A 12,723-nucleotide genomic window follows, 5' to 3' on the forward strand; every position below is an offset into this window, starting at 1 on the left:
TGCGACTACATCGACGTGAAGTGCTTGGCGAGCTCGTAGGGCGTCACCTGAGCCCGGTAGTCGCTCCACTCCTGCTTCTTGTTGCGCAGGAAGAAGTCGAAGACCTCCTCGCCGAGCGCTTCGGCCACGAGGTCGGAGCTCTCCATCAGGGTCACAGCATGCGAGAGGCTGGCCGGCAGCGCTTCGATGCCCATGGCGCGGCGTTCGGTGTCCGAGAGCAGCCACACGTTGTCCTCGGCCTCCTCCGGCAGCTCATACCCTTCCTCGATGCCCTTGAGTCCGGCGGCGAGCATGAGCGCGTAGGACAGATAGGGATTGGCTGCGGAATCCAGCGCCCGGTATTCGATGCGCGCGGACGAGGACTTGCCCGAGTTGTACTGGGGAACCCGCACCAGCGCCGACCTGTTCCGGTGGCCCCACGAGATGTAGGACGGAGCTTCGTGGCCGGTCCACAGTCGCTTGTAGGAGTTCACGTGCTGATTGGTCACGGCCGAGATCTCGCCGGCGTGAGTGAGCAGACCCGCGATGAACTGACGCCCTGTCCGCGAGAGCTGATATTCGGCACCGGGTTCGAAGAACGCGTTGTTCTCGCCCTCGAACAGGGACACATGCGTGTGCATGCCGTTGCCCGGCTGCGCAGACAGCGGCTTGGGCATGAACGAGGCGTAGACCCCCTGTGAGATCGCGACCTCCTTGATCACCGAGCGGAACGTCATGACGTTGTCGGCCATCGTCAGGGCGTCGGCATAGCGCAGGTCGATCTCGTTCTGGCCGGGCCCCGCCTCGTGGTGGGAGAACTCGACCGAGAGTCCCATCGCCTCAAGCATCGTCACGGCCTCGCGACGGAAGTCGTTGGCGGTGCCGCCGTTGACATGGTCGAAGTATCCAGCTGTGTCCACCGGCATCGGTGCGGTGCCGTCGCTGATGCCTGTGACCGGGTCGAGGTTGTCGGTCTTAAACAGATAGAACTCGATCTCCGGGTGCACATAGAAGGTGAAGCCGCGTTCGGCGGCCTTCGCCAGCGTGCGTTTGAGGACGTTGCGCGGATCGGCCGGGGCAGGTTCGCCTCCGGGAACGTGGACATCGCAGAACATCCGACCGGTCGGTTCGACCTCTCCGCGCCACGGCAACAGAGAGAACGTCGACGGATCGGGCTTGAGGACCATGTCGGCCTCGTAGACCCGGGAGAGCCCTTCGACCGCGGAACCGTCGAACCCGATGCCTTCGGAGAAGGCTCCTTCGAGTTCGGCCGGGACGATGGCCACGGACTTCAGCTGTCCGAGGACATCGGTGAACCACAGCCGGATGAAACGCACCTCACGATCCTCGACGGTCCTGAGAACGAATTCCTCCTGACGCGACATCGGTTCAGCCGTTCCACTTCTCGTCGTCGTCATCCCACTTCTCATTGCGCTCGCGGGCCTTCTCAAGTGCCGCCCGTGCGACCTCTTCGCTCTCATACGGGCCCATGCGGTGCGTCCAATCGCTGACCAGACCCTTTTCGACGGTGTTCGTCTCGAGATTGAAGTAGTACTTCGAGTCGGGGTCGTCGATATCTTCGTAGAGTCCCATGGCGAGCCTTCTCTCCTTGGTGGGGTTCTGCACTGACGTCTTCAGCTTACCGTTTCGCACCGAATTCGCAGTGCACCCCGTCCATATCGTCCGGCTCGGTCTCTGCGCTCGCTGGATCCATGTTTTCCGCACCATCTGGCACCACAGAACACTGATTTCGCATCATTGATGACGAAAACAGGCATAAAGGTTTGCTCTGCAAACCTTCTAAGGAATACAGTGGGAGCCATCGACGGACGACGGCGAGGTCGGCCGTTCCCGCCCCAGCGGCGCACGATCATGAGAGAAGGAAGACAATGCGCATTTCAGTGCCCACCGAGGTCAAGAACAACGAGTTCCGAGTCGCCATCACCGCCGCCGGCGTCCACGAACTCGTCGCCCACGGCCATGAGGTCACCGTGCAGTCGGGAGCCGGCGAGGGCTCCTTCATCAGCAACGACGAATACGTCGCCGCCGGCGCCGTCATCGCCCCGGACGCCGCCGCCACCTGGGCCGCCGGAGACATGGTGCTCAAGGTCAAGGAACCCATCGCGTCGGAATACGGATTCCTCCGCAAGGACCTCGTCCTCTTCACCTACCTCCACCTCGCCGCCGATGAGGCGCTGACCCAGGCACTGATGAACGCCGGCACCACCGCGATCGCCTACGAGACCGTCGCCCCTGACGGCGGCGGCCTGCCTCTGCTGGCCCCGATGTCCGAGATCGCCGGGCGACTGTCGACCCAGGTCGGCGCGCACAGCCTGCTCAAGGCCGAAGGCGGACGCGGCATTCTGCTCTCGGGCGTGCCGGGAGTCGAACGCGCCAACGTCGTCGTCATCGGTGCCGGTGTGGCCGGCACGAACGCGGCACGCATGGCTCTGGGCCTCGGGGCGAACGTCGAGGTCATCGACATCAACATCCCCCGGCTGCGCCAGATCGACGAGACCTTCAACGGTACGATCGCCACGAAGGTGTCGAACAAGTATGAGATCACGAAGTCCCTGGCCGCAGCCGACCTCGTCATCGGATCCGTGCTCATCCCCGGCAAGAAGGCCCCCAAACTCGTCACCGACGAGATGGTTGCCGGAATGAAGCCGGGATCGGTTCTCGTCGACATCGCCATCGACCAGGGCGGCTGCTTCGAGAACTCCCGACCCACGACCCATGACGACCCGACCTTCACGGTGCACAACTCCGTGTACTACTGCGTGGCGAACATGCCCGGAGCCGTGCCGAACACCGCGACCGCGGCGCTGACGAATGCGACCCTGCCCTATGCGGTGAAGCTGGCCAACCGCGGCTGGCATCAGGCACTGTCAAGCGATTCGGGGCTGGCGCGCGGACTCAATGTCCACAACGGGCACGTCACGAACGACAACGTCGCCGAGGCATTCGGCCTCGAAGCCGTGTCCGTGGCCCACGCCCTCGCAAACTGACCCCACAACTAACTACTACCTGACGGCGGCCCAGCAACCTTGCGCGAGGTTGCTGGGCCGCCGTCAGGTAGTTCTGGGGACGATCGTGGTGTAACGGAAATGCTCCTCGCACAGCCGCCCGGCTTTGTCCGCATCGCCTTCGGCGATCGCGTCAACGATCGCCGCGTGGTCGGCCACCGCGTGGTCGAAGAGCTCGGCGGAGAACGGATCATGACGGAAGCCGGCATTGATCTTCGTATCGATGTCGATCGCCATCCTCACCAGCTCGGGATTGTGCCCGGCGCGAGCGATGGCGAAATGGAACTGCGCGTCCGCGGTGCGGGCGGCGGCCGCCTCGGCGAGTCGGGAATAGGTCTCGGCCAGCTCTCGCAGCTCCGTGAGCTCCTCGTCGGTGCGTCGACGCGCCGCGGTCGCGGCCAGCGAGTTCTGAAATACCGCGCGGGCGTCGAGGAGGTTGCGGCGCTCGGCATGGAATTCGTCGATCCGGCCGGCCATCGGGGCCAGAGCCTCCGGGCGGGCGTTCTTGACGAAGGTGCCTCCGCCGCGTCCGCGTCGGCGTTCGACGACGCCGAGCCGTTCGAGTCGCAGCAGGGCGGCGCGCACACTCGAGCGCGACACCTGCAGATCGGCGGCCAGGGTGCGCTCCCCCGGCAGCAGCGTGCCTTCCGGCAGGGCACCGACGGCGATGCCGGAGAGGATGTGATCGGCGATCTGCTGCGGCGCGCTCGTCAGGCTCACGACGTCCCCGAGGCCGGAGAACTCATGACCTGCTGCCGTCGTGTCGTCGCTCAACATGCCTCCCGGTCTCCTCGTGTGCCGCATGACGGATGCGTTCATGCGCTCCCGCCGACCGTCGATCGTCGACGCAGTTGCTTACGATTCTAGACGCGAGGCACCGCCGACCCGCACACCGACAGACTTTGCGAAGTGGGACAAAGCTCAAGAAGCGCCATAGAATCGGTTCCATCATGACAGCACACACGCGCCTGCTCACTCCCGGCACGATCTCCGCCGAACGCGGAGTGCCGAAGTCCATCCCCCGTCCCGAATACGTCGGTCGGGCCGACGCCGATGAGGGCCGCGGCAGCAACGTCTACACCGCCGAGGAGATCGAGACGGTGCGGGCCGCCGGCCTCATCGCCGCGAACGCTCTTGCCGCGGTCGGCGAGATGATCGCACCCGGTGTCACCACCGATGACATCGACGCGGTCGCCCATGAGTTCATGTGCGATCACGGAGCCTACCCGTCGACGTTGGGCTACCGCGGATTCCCGAAGTCGGTGTGCACATCGGTCAACGAGGTGATCTGCCACGGCATCCCGGATTCGACGGTGATCGTCGACGGAGACATCGTCAATGTCGACATCACGGCCTATTTCGAAGGGATGCACGGCGACACGAACTGCACGTTCGCAGTGGGCGAGGTCGACGAGACCTCCCGCCTGCTCATCGAACGCACGTATGAGTCGATGATGCGCGGAATCAAGGCCGTCAGACCCGGACGCGAGATCAACGTCATCGGTCGTGTCATCGAGAAGTACGCCAAGCGCTTCGACTACGGCGTCGTCCGCGACTACAGCGGACACGGGGTCGGCCGTGAGTTCCATTCCGGGCTCATCGTCCCCCACTACGATGCGGCTCCTGCCCACGCCGAGGTGATCGAGCCGGGAATGATCTTCACGATCGAACCCATGCTCAACCTCGGCACCATCGACTGGGAGGTCTGGGACGATGCCTGGACCGTGGTGACGAAGGATCGGAAGCGTTCTGCCCAGTTCGAACACACCCTCGTCGTCACTGAGACCGGGGCGGACATCCTCACACTCCCCGACGCCACCACCGCCATCGCCGGCGGCCCGCAGAGAGAGAAGACCGTCGGATGAGCGACGAGACGACGAACCGCTTCGCCATCGGCATCGACATCGGCGGAACCGGCATCAAGGCCGCCCTCGTGGACACGGTGACAGGGAAGCTGCCGTTCAAACGAATCCGGGTGCTCACCCCGAAGCCGGCGACTCCGAGCGCCGTCGCCGAGGCGATCGCCGGGCTGCTCGAGGACCTGACCGTGAGGGCGCTCGAGCTGGGGATCGTCGCGGACAGAGCCGATCTCGATGCCCTGCCCGTCGGCTGCGGATTTCCCGGCGTCATCCGCGATCACCTCGTCGAATACACAGCCAACCTCGACCAGAGCTGGATCGGGTCGAACATCACCGCCGTCATCGGGGCGCGCACCGGCCGGACCGTCTACTTCCTCAACGATGCGGACGGAGCGGGGCTGGCCGAGATGATCTTCGGCGCCGGTCGCGCACACCGGAAGAAGACCGTGCTGCTGACCACCTTGGGAACCGGGATCGGCACGGCCCTGTTCACACAGGGCCGGATGGTCCCGTACACGGAGTTGGGCCATATCGAGATGAACGGAGCCGATGCGGAGACGCAGGCCGCCGAATCGGTGAAGACACGTTTGGGGTTGTCCTATCCGGAGTGGGCGGCGCGTCTGCAGCAGTACTACACGCAGCTTGAGCTCCTCGTCGCCCCCGACGTCATCATCGTCGGCGGCGGAGTCTCGAAGTCCCATGCGGAGTTCCTGCCGCTGATCAGCACACGGGCCTCACTCAAACCGGCCAAGCTGCTCAACAACGCCGGCATCGTCGGGGCCGCGATGATCGCGGTCAACGGCGGCAAGGCGAAGGTGAAGAAGAGCACGTCCTGAGCACTCTGGCCCACCGGAGATCGACCGAATTCCCGCCGAAGAGCGGGCGAAGAGCGGACCACCACGGGGAAGAGGACAGGCCACCGATACGCCGGGTTCTGTCGACGAGTCGGTTGCCCTTCTCGCCTGACGGCCATCTGTCTGGGACCGATGTTGCCACCGGCCTCAAGCAATCCACCCGACAGCTCGGCGAGCAGCCTCGAACGCTGTCTGTCTGATCTTGCTCCGGATGGGGTTTACCCAGCGGCACCGGTCACCCGGCACCCTGGTGGTCTCTTACACCACCGTTTCACCCTTACCCGACCGGAGTCGGGCGGTCTGCTTTCTGTTGCACTGGCCCGCGGGTTACCCCGGGTGGGTGTTACCCACCATCCCTGCTCTGCGGAGCCCGGACGTTCCTCAGCCCTCGACAAGGAGAGCCGCGACCGTCTGGTGACCTGTCCTCAAGCACCCCAGTCTAGCCCCTGCACCGCAGGCGTACACACCGGACTTCGCCTGAGCCGGAAACGGGAGCGAAGAACGTGACGAAGCTCATTCGGACCCGGCCTCCGTCGGCTCCTGACGTACTCCTACGATGGACTGGTGAAGATTCTGCTGCCGCCCTCCGAGGGCAAGACCCCGGCCGAAACCGGTCCGCCCCTCGACTTCGAAAGCCTCTCGGCACCGGAGCTCAATCCCAGCCGGAAGCGGGTTCTGACCGCCCTCAAGTCGGTCTCGAAGCGTCGGGACGCTCTCGCGCAGCTCGGCGTCGGTGCGTCCTTGGCCGCGGACGTCGAACGCAACACCGTCCTCGACACGACGCCCTGCGCCCCGGCCCTGCTCACGTATTCCGGTGTCCTCTATGAAGCGATGGGCGCGGCCGAACTCGTCTCACGCGCCGCTGCGGACACGACTCTGCAGGAGCGGCTGCGGCAGGTCCATGTCTTCTCCGCACTCTTCGGCCGGGTCCACGGGCTCGACCTCATACCGGCCTATCGGCTGGCGATGAAAACCGATCTCGGCAGGCTGGGTCGACTCACGTCGTTCTGGAAGCCGATCCTCGCGAAATCTCCCGAACTGGCACCCGCCGAGGTCGCCCTCGACTGCCGCTCGAGCGATTACCGATCCGCGTGGCCGGGGCCCCACGACCAGGTGATCACCATGGGTGCCGTGACCGTCAGCGGCGGAAAGCGACGCGTCGTCTCCCACTGGGCGAAGTTCTACCGCGGCGAGTTCGCCGGCCGCCTCCTCTCCGATGCCCGGGCACTGCCGGCGAGCACCGATGAGCTCGTCGCCCGAGCCGAGGAGAACTACGAGGTCGAGTTCACTCCGCACACGAAGTCGAAACCGGCCGTCCTCACGATCGTCCTGCCGGGCTGAGCCTCACCCGGTCGAGCGGAGGAACAGCACGCCGGACCGAGCGTCAGCTGCGGAGCAGCAGCACCGCCTCGCATTCTTCGCATTCGTAGGTCTCGTTGACATCGGCGCCGAGCATCGCATTCCACGCCGCTCCGCCGATCTGCTGACCACAGGCCTGACAGTTCGGTCCCGTGAGCACGGCCGCACCCGGGCCTCCTTGAGCGACGTTCGCCTCGAAGACGGTGACGAGTTCGACCGGCAGCTCGCCCTTGGCCTCACGCGCCGAGGCGGCATTGTCCTCGAGAAGGCCCTGCAGCTCGGCCTTGCGCTCCTTCACCGCTGTCTGAACCTCTTTGCCGGAGGCCGTGACCTCGGCGATGCGACTCTCGACGTCCGCCAGTCCCGCCTCGGCGGCCTCGAGGTTCTCCATCTCGGTCAGTTCGGTCTCTTCGAGTTCGGCGACTCGGGCTTCGTGACCCGCGATCTCGTCCTGCATGTTGACCATGTCTCTGCTGGTCAGTCCCGTGCCGTCGTTGAGTTCCGCGGTCTTCTTCTCGATCTTCGCCCTCTGGGCTTCGATGAGCGTGTTCGTTTCGGCGATCGTCGACCGATGCCCGTCGACGACCTCAGCGGCCTGCGTCTTCTCCTCACCGAGTCGTCTGTGGTTCGCGACGAGCTCCTGGAGTTCGGCGGCACGCTTCGGGTTGTCATGTTCATGGCGCAGGGCGCGGCCTGAGGCCGTGAGCTCGATGAGCGTCTGCAGCGCAGTGCGCTGGGCGTCGGTGATGAGCATCGTCGATCTCCTCGTCAGTAGCGTTCGACCCAGGGGTCCGTGTTGATGGCCGAGTGCTGCAGTGCGACCGTGAAGCCGCGGGCGGCGAACTCGGCGTCGAGCTCTCGGGCCGCGGTCTCCAGCCACACGGTCTCCGAGGCCCAGTGGGAGACGTCGATGAGCTGAGGGCTCCCGTCGTGGCGGTTCGCGGTGTCGCGGGCCTCTGTGGCGGGGTGATGACGCAGGTCGGCGGTGATGAAGACCTCGGCGCCGCTGGCCCGGACGTCGTCGAACAGGGAGTCCCCGGCACCGCCGCAGACGGCCACCCTGGTGACCGTTGCCGCCGGGTCACCGGCGATCCGCACACCCGTCGTCGTCCGCGGCAGAGCCTCGGCGAGGGTGCGTGCGATGTCACGCACAGGGGTCGGACGGTCCAGGTCGCCGACGCGGCCGATTCCGGTCGGACGGCCAGCCTCCGCGGCAGAAGAATCACGCACCACAGCGGACCGGGGCGTTGCCGGGATCGGTTGAGTATGCGTGACCAGCGGATCCGCGTCGGTGATGCCCAGCAGGGAGATGAGGACGTCGGAGACTCCTCCGCGGGCGGAGTCGGCGTTGGTATGCGCGTTGAACAGGGCGATGTCGTTGCTGATGAGCGTGTGCACCGCACCCCCCTTGAGGGTCGACGCATTCACCGATTTCACGGGTTTGAGCATGAGCGGGTGATGAGTGAACACGAGATCGGCATCGAGCACGACCGCCTCGGCGATCACCGCATCCATCGGGTCGAGGGCCAGGAGGATCGATCGGACCTCCGCAGCGGGATCGCCGACGGACAGCCCCACGGAATCCCAGGATTCGGCGAGGGCCGGCGGCCACAGCGAATCGAAGACGTCGACGCAGTCACTCACCTTCGGATGCTTCATGGCACCACACTATTACATCAGCGAACCGCGGAGGTCGCCGATCGCTCCCCAGGTCACCTCGCCGATCACCCGCCCGTCCGAATGAGACGCAGTTCACTTTTCCGGGTCGTCGCTCCTATATTTGGCACATGACCTCTTCACAGTCCTCCGACTCTGAGTCCACCGCCCCCACCATGTCCACGGCGTCGACGATCTCCGACCTCATCCGCCGCAGCGCAGGCCGGTTCCCCACGGACACTGCCGTCGAATTCGCCGACCGGACCTGGACGTATGCCGAACTCGACGCTGCCGTCACGGCCGTTGCCCGCGAACTCGTGCGCCTCGGTGCCGCGAAGGGCGACCGTGTGGCCGCTTATGGCAAGAACTCCGACGTCTACCTGCTCCTCTACCTCGGCTGCGCCCGGGCGGGCATCATCCACGTGCCCGTGAACTATCAGCTGAAGAACGATGAGCTCGACTACATCCTCGACAATGCCGGGGCGGGAATCGTCTTCGCCGACCCCGACCTCATCGGGGCCGTCACGGCGACGCCCACAGGTGCGGCGGCCGAGGTCCTCGACCTGAACTCGCTCGTGCCGGTCGCCGCCGCCGATGCCATCAGCCCCGCAGGCGACGGGGAATTCTCGGTCAGCGACACCGACGTCGCACAGCTGCTCTACACTTCCGGCACCACCTCGGCGCCGAAGGGCGCGGTGATGACCCATCGTGCCCTCATCCACGAGTACCTCTCCGCACTCCTCGTCCTCGACTTCGACGCGGGCGACCGCGCCGTCCACGCGCTTCCGCTCTACCACTCGGCACAGATGCACGTCTTCCTCCTGCCGCTGCTCTCGATCGGTGCGCACAACATCATCGCGCCCGCACCCGTGCCCGAGCAGCTGCTGGCACTGTTCGAAGAGCGCGAGATCAACTCCTTCTTCGCCGCACCCACCGTCTGGGTGGCCCTGGCCAACAGTCCCGACCTGCAGACCCGCAATCTCGGCAGTCTGCGCAAGGCCTATTACGGTGCCTCGATCATGCCCGGCCCGATCCTCGAACGCCTGCGGGCTCGACTGCCCGAACTCGGGTTCTTCAACTGCTTCGGCCAGTCCGAACTGGGTCCGCTGTGCACGGTGCTTCGGCCCGAGGACCACGACGCGCACCCCGGTTCGGCAGGCAAACCGGTGATGTTCGTCGAAACACGTGTCGTCGACGGTGAGGGCAACGATCTCGGACCCGGGCAGGAGGGCGAGATGCTCTACCGGTCCCCGCAGCTGTGCGAGGGCTATTGGAACCGGCCCGATGCCACTGCCGAGGCCTTCGACGACGGCTGGTTCCATTCCGGAGACCTGGTCAAGGTCGACGAGGACGGATTCGTCGAGGTCGTCGACCGGGTCAAGGACGTCATCAACACCGGCGGGGTCCTGGTGGCCAGCAGGCAGGTCGAGGATGTGATCTTCGAGCTCCCCCAGGTCTCCGAGGTCGCCGTCGTCGGTGTCGCCGACGAGAAGTGGATCGAGGCGATTTCCGCCTTCGTCGTCCTCAAACCCGAGCAGGACGAGCTGAACACCGACGACGTGATCACCCACGTCAGGAGTCGCCTCGCCGGATTCAAGGTGCCCAAGCGCGTCGAATTCGTCGCCGAACTGCCGAAGAACTCGGCCGGAAAGATCCTCAAACGCAGCCTGCGCGGCTGAGTGCGAGGCTGCGCATAGACTTCTTCCGACGGTTCAGACTCGAACCGAGCAGTTGCAGCAAGGAGCACAATGGTGAAATCGGTACAGACGGACGACGACGATCGGAATGTCATCCGCCGCGGATGGCGACTGCACAGCAACGGACGCACGATCGCCCAGGGCGCACGCGTCCTTCCCGAGGAGCGGCTGAGTTGGGCGCGGACCATCAGCATCGGCGCTCAGCATGTCGTCGCGATGTTCGGAGCGACCTTCCTCGTTCCCCTGCTCACCGGTTTCCCACCGTCGACGACGCTGTTCTTCACAGCGATCGGGACGCTCCTCTTCCTGCTCATCACCAAGGGCATGATGCCCTCCTACCTCGGATCCTCGTTCGGGCTGCTCGCTCCGATCGGCGCAGTCACCGGGTTCTCGGCGACTTCAGGCGAGGACCTCGACTCTCATGCGATGGCGCTGGCCCAGGGCGGAATCATCTCCGTCGGCGTCACGCTCGCACTCGTCGGGCTCATTGTGCATTTCGTCGGCGTCCGGTGGATCGAGGTGACGATGCCGCCGGTGGTCACCGGAGCGATCGTCGCCCTCATCGGCCTCAACCTCGCCCCTGCCGCCTGGGACTGGGTCAAGGCGGCTCCCCTGACGGCCGTGATCACCATCGCGGCGATCCTCATCACCACCGTGGCCTTCCGCGGCATGCTCGGGCGTCTGTCGATCCTCATCGGCGTTCTCGTCGGCTACGCGGCCGCCTGGCTGCAGGGTCAGATCGACTTCTCGACGGTCGCCCACGCCGGTTGGGTCGGGCTGCCGAGCTTCCACGCACCGGCCTTCGATCTCGGATACCTCGGGCTGTTCCTCCCCGTCGTCCTCGTCCTCATCGCTGAGAACATCGGCCACGTGAAGTCGGTGGCGGCCATGACCGGCAGAGATCTCGATCACCTGACCGGCCGCACCCTCTTCGCCGACGGCTTCTCGACCATCCTCGCCGGATCCGGTGGTGGGTCCGGCACGACGACCTACGCCGAGAACATCGGGGTCATGGCGGCCACCCGCATCTTCTCCACAGCTGCATACCTGTGCGCGGCGGTCATCGCACTCATCCTCAGCATGCTCCCGAAGTTCGGTGAGATCATCGCCACCATCCCGCCCGGCGTCCTCGGCGGCGCCGCGACCGTCCTATACGGAATGATCGGTCTGCTCGGCGTGCGGATCTGGGTGGAGAACAAGGTCGACTTCTCGAATCCGATCAACCTCAACACTGCCGCGGTGTCCCTCATCGTCGCGATCGCGAACTTCACCTGGTCCCCCGGCGGACTGCAGTTCGAGGGGATCGCGCTCGGCACAGCCTCGGCGATCGTCGTCTATCAGGTGATGAAGGCGATCGCCCGGTGGCGCGGCACCGATCCCGATGCCCTGGTCGAGAGCCTCGCCGAGGCGGCCGGCCCGGCCGATGCGGATGCGCAGCCCCGTACGCGGCCGGATCCCGGCTGACAATGAAAAGTGCCGCAACCTCGCCTGAGCGATGTTGCGGCACTTTTCCCTGGTCGGGATAGCGGGATTCGAACCCACGACCTCCTCGTCCCGAACGAGGCGCGCTACCAAGCTGCGCTATATCCCGTGACCAGGAACTACTATAGCGATGGGAACGCGATCTGAAAAATCGAGATCGGCCGCCGACGCCGAATGAAAGGAACGTCTCATTGGCACTGACAGCCGAGACCATCACCGACACCGCTTTGGACATCCTTTCGCGCTACGGACTCGGTGATCTCTCCATGCGTCGACTCGCCCGTGAGCTCGAGGTTCAGCCGTCCGCACTCTACTGGCACGTCAAGGACAAGCAGTCCCTTCTCGCCCTCATCTCCAAAAGCCTCAAGGTCGAGGTCGACGCATTGTGTCCCGTCACCGCGGAACCCCTCGCCGCAGCCCTGTCGCTGCGAGAAGTGCTGTTGAAATACCGCGACGGGGCAGAGATCGTGCTGCTCGGCTACTCCATCGCCGCCGCCGATGTCACACCCCGTGCGCTGAGCAGCGAACGCCTCGGCGCCCAGGTCTCGCAGGGCATCCTCACGCTGACCCTCGGGGCCGTGGCCGTCGAGCAGAACCGCAGACTCTTCGACATCGCCCCGGCGGCCGCCGCTGAGAACTTCGCGGCCAACGCCGCTGCGATGCTTGACGCAGTCCGCTTCCAATCCTGACCGAAGCGCCCGACACCGATCGGTAGGGACCAGTTCGATCGCCGCGGACTCGGGCTCGGCGAGTCCTCCGGATTCGGAGGACCGGCCTGGGTATGGCATACTGATCAGGCGCTTGCGAGGTC

12 protein-coding genes, 1 tRNA gene and 1 other RNA gene are annotated in these 12,723 nt (G+C 65.4%); 7 read left to right on the plus strand and 7 right to left on the minus strand.

Annotated elements, in window-relative coordinates; translation table 11 throughout:
• Positions 1–5 precede the first annotated feature (5 nt).
• Both glnA and HK401_RS06325 read right to left on the minus strand, forming a co-directional pair.
• Positions 6–1,364 carry a type I glutamate--ammonia ligase gene (gene glnA / locus HK401_RS06320; protein ID WP_181273868.1) on the minus strand — a complete coding sequence of 453 codons (1,359 nt, stop codon included), beginning with the start codon at positions 1,362–1,364 and terminating at the stop codon, positions 6–8.
• 4 nt (positions 1,365–1,368) lie between these two features.
• Positions 1,369–1,572, minus strand: a complete 204-nt coding sequence (locus tag HK401_RS06325; RefSeq protein ID WP_166975885.1) for a hypothetical protein — start codon at positions 1,570–1,572, stop codon at positions 1,369–1,371.
• Positions 1,573–1,868: 296 nt separating this feature from the next.
• On the opposite strand from HK401_RS06325, the gene ald reads away from it, so the two are divergent.
• Complete coding sequence (gene ald, locus HK401_RS06330; RefSeq protein ID WP_181273795.1) at positions 1,869–2,987, plus strand: alanine dehydrogenase; 1,119 nt, start codon at positions 1,869–1,871, stop codon at positions 2,985–2,987.
• A 63-nt stretch (positions 2,988–3,050) separates the two neighbouring features.
• Here the strand turns inward: ald and HK401_RS06335 are convergent, their stop codons facing one another.
• The gene (locus HK401_RS06335; protein ID WP_181273796.1) at positions 3,051–3,782 is read right to left on the minus strand and encodes a FadR/GntR family transcriptional regulator; all 732 of its coding nucleotides are present in this window, start codon (positions 3,780–3,782) and stop codon (positions 3,051–3,053) included.
• A gap of 173 nt (positions 3,783–3,955) precedes the next feature.
• Here HK401_RS06335 and map point away from each other — a divergent pair, with 173 nt between their 5' ends.
• Together map and ppgK are read left to right on the plus strand one after the other, a co-directional pair.
• Entirely contained in the window at positions 3,956–4,870 is a 915-nt protein-coding gene (gene map / locus HK401_RS06340; RefSeq protein WP_181273797.1) for a type I methionyl aminopeptidase, read from the plus strand.
• Entirely contained in the window at positions 4,867–5,700 is an 834-nt protein-coding gene (ppgK, locus tag HK401_RS06345; RefSeq protein WP_181273798.1) for a polyphosphate--glucose phosphotransferase, read from the plus strand. The genes map and ppgK overlap by 4 nt, the downstream gene beginning before the upstream one ends.
• 71 nt (positions 5,701–5,771) lie before the next feature.
• Here ppgK and rnpB read toward each other — a convergent pair.
• An RNA gene (gene rnpB, locus HK401_RS06350) (RNase P RNA component class A) lies at positions 5,772–6,141 on the minus strand.
• A 141-nt stretch (positions 6,142–6,282) separates the two neighbouring features.
• Between rnpB and HK401_RS06355 the strand changes: the two genes are divergently transcribed.
• Positions 6,283–7,059 carry a YaaA family protein gene (locus tag HK401_RS06355; protein WP_181273799.1) on the plus strand — a complete coding sequence of 259 codons (777 nt, stop codon included), beginning with the start codon at positions 6,283–6,285 and terminating at the stop codon, positions 7,057–7,059.
• Positions 7,060–7,102: 43 nt separating this feature from the next.
• On the opposite strand, the gene HK401_RS06360 is transcribed toward HK401_RS06355, so the two are convergent.
• Together HK401_RS06360 and HK401_RS06365 are read right to left on the minus strand one after the other, a co-directional pair.
• Entirely contained in the window at positions 7,103–7,831 is a 729-nt protein-coding gene (locus tag HK401_RS06360) for a zinc ribbon domain-containing protein (RefSeq protein ID WP_181273800.1), read from the minus strand.
• A 14-nt stretch (positions 7,832–7,845) separates the two neighbouring features.
• Positions 7,846–8,736: a Nif3-like dinuclear metal center hexameric protein gene (locus HK401_RS06365; protein WP_181273801.1), complete on the minus strand. Its 891-nt coding sequence runs from the start codon at positions 8,734–8,736 to the stop codon at positions 7,846–7,848.
• A gap of 128 nt (positions 8,737–8,864) precedes the next feature.
• On the opposite strand from HK401_RS06365, the gene HK401_RS06370 reads away from it, so the two are divergent.
• Entirely contained in the window at positions 8,865–10,412 is a 1,548-nt protein-coding gene (locus tag HK401_RS06370; protein ID WP_258234020.1) for a fatty acyl-CoA synthetase, read from the plus strand.
• Positions 10,413–10,481: 69 nt separating this feature from the next.
• Complete coding sequence (locus HK401_RS06375; protein WP_181273802.1) at positions 10,482–11,894, plus strand: uracil-xanthine permease family protein; 1,413 nt, start codon at positions 10,482–10,484, stop codon at positions 11,892–11,894.
• Positions 11,895–11,944: 50 nt separating this feature from the next.
• Here the strand turns inward: HK401_RS06375 and HK401_RS06380 are convergent.
• Positions 11,945–12,021, minus strand: a tRNA-Pro gene (locus HK401_RS06380).
• An 82-nt stretch (positions 12,022–12,103) separates the two neighbouring features.
• Between HK401_RS06380 and HK401_RS06385 the strand changes: the two genes are divergently transcribed.
• Entirely contained in the window at positions 12,104–12,601 is a 498-nt protein-coding gene (locus HK401_RS06385; RefSeq protein ID WP_181273803.1) for a TetR family transcriptional regulator, read from the plus strand.
• Positions 12,602–12,723 lie beyond the last annotated feature (122 nt).

It is taken from the genome of Brevibacterium oceani, assembly GCF_013623835.1.
In the GTDB taxonomy this organism is placed as follows: Bacteria; Actinomycetota; Actinomycetes; order Actinomycetales; family Brevibacteriaceae; genus Brevibacterium; species Brevibacterium oceani.